Annotated in this window: 11 tRNA genes; all 11 read left to right on the top strand. The window is 51.5% G+C overall.

Going from position 1 to position 1,106, the window contains the following annotated elements:
• Positions 1-53: 53 nt before the first annotated feature.
• The 11 genes from KA909_RS00500 (at position 54) to KA909_RS00550 (ending at position 1,077) form a co-directional block, all read left to right on the top strand.
• Positions 54-126: transfer RNA gene (locus KA909_RS00500), tRNA-Arg, on the top strand.
• A gap of 8 nt (positions 127-134) precedes the next feature.
• Positions 135-208 (top strand) — tRNA-Pro (locus tag KA909_RS00505).
• 25 nt (positions 209-233) lie between these two features.
• Positions 234-309 (top strand) — tRNA-Ala (locus tag KA909_RS00510).
• Between the two features lie 24 nt (positions 310-333).
• A tRNA-Met gene (locus KA909_RS00515) sits at positions 334-407 on the top strand.
• Between the two features lie 28 nt (positions 408-435).
• Positions 436-509: transfer RNA gene (locus KA909_RS00520), tRNA-Ile, on the top strand.
• A gap of 9 nt (positions 510-518) precedes the next feature.
• Positions 519-608: transfer RNA gene (locus KA909_RS00525), tRNA-Ser, on the top strand.
• Positions 609-617: 9 nt separating this feature from the next.
• A tRNA-Asp gene (locus KA909_RS00530) sits at positions 618-693 on the top strand.
• A 35-nt stretch (positions 694-728) separates the two neighbouring features.
• Positions 729-821 (top strand) — tRNA-Ser (locus KA909_RS00535).
• Between the two features lie 11 nt (positions 822-832).
• Positions 833-906 (top strand) — tRNA-Met (locus tag KA909_RS00540).
• Between the two features lie 11 nt (positions 907-917).
• Positions 918-993, top strand: a tRNA-Asp gene (locus KA909_RS00545).
• Between the two features lie 11 nt (positions 994-1,004).
• Positions 1,005-1,077 (top strand) — tRNA-Phe (locus KA909_RS00550).
• The last annotated feature ends 29 nt before the right edge of the window (positions 1,078-1,106 follow it).

Below are 1,106 nucleotides of genomic sequence, written 5' to 3' on the forward strand. Positions count from 1 at the left end.
ACTGACTGTGACTACGTCACGCGCTGGTTCGAATCCAGCTAGCCCAGTTATTGGCGGCATAGCTCAATTGGATAGAGCGTTTGACTACGGATCAAGAGGTTATGGGTTCGACTCCTATCGGGCGCGTTCTCTTACGGGAAGTAGCTCAGCTTGGTAGAGCACTTGGTTTGGGACCAAGGGGTCGCAGGTTCGAATCCTGTCTTCCCGATAGGAACTTTATTTAAATACAATATGGGGGCTTAGCTCAGCTGGGAGAGCGCCTGCTTTGCACGCAGGAGGTCAGCGGTTCGATCCCGCTAGTCTCCACCATATTACATTTACAAACTAGATAACGGCGGTGTAGCTCAGCTGGCTAGAGCGTACGGTTCATACCCGTGAGGTCGGGGGTTCGATCCCCTCCACCGCCACTACTTATTAGTTGTAGAATTATAATTTGGACCTTTAGCTCAGTTGGTTAGAGCTAACGGCTCATAACCGTTCGGTCGCAGGTTCGAGTCCTGCAAGGTCCATATAATTTTGGAGGAATACCCAAGTCCGGCTGAAGGGATCGGTCTTGAAAACCGACAGGGGCTTAACGGCTCGCGGGGGTTCGAATCCCTCTTCCTCCGTATTTTAATGGTCTCGTAGTGTAGCGGTTAACACGCCTGCCTGTCACGCAGGAGATCGCGGGTTCGATTCCCGTCGAGACCGCCATTTATCAATTTTATAGTAATTTACATTTAATTAGTGGAGGAATACCCAAGTCCGGCTGAAGGGATCGGTCTTGAAAACCGACAGGGCCTTAACGGGCCGCGGGGGTTCGAATCCCTCTTCCTCCGCCATTAATTATTATCGCGGGATGGAGCAGTTCGGTAGCTCGTCGGGCTCATAACCCGAAGGTCGGTGGTTCAAATCCGCCTCCCGCAATTACATTTTTAGGTCTCGTAGTGTAGCGGTTAACACGCCTGCCTGTCACGCAGGAGATCGCGGGTTCGATTCCCGTCGAGACCGCCATTACAAATTATGGTTCAGTAGCTCAGTTGGTAGAGCAATGGATTGAAGCTCCATGTGTCGGCAGTTCGACTCTGTCCTGAACCATTTCACTATGCCGGCCTAGCTCAATTGGT

Origin of the sequence: Staphylococcus sp. GDX8P54P (genome assembly GCF_017893165.1) — a bacterium.
Taxonomy (GTDB): Bacteria; Bacillota; Bacilli; order Staphylococcales; family Staphylococcaceae; genus Staphylococcus; species Staphylococcus borealis.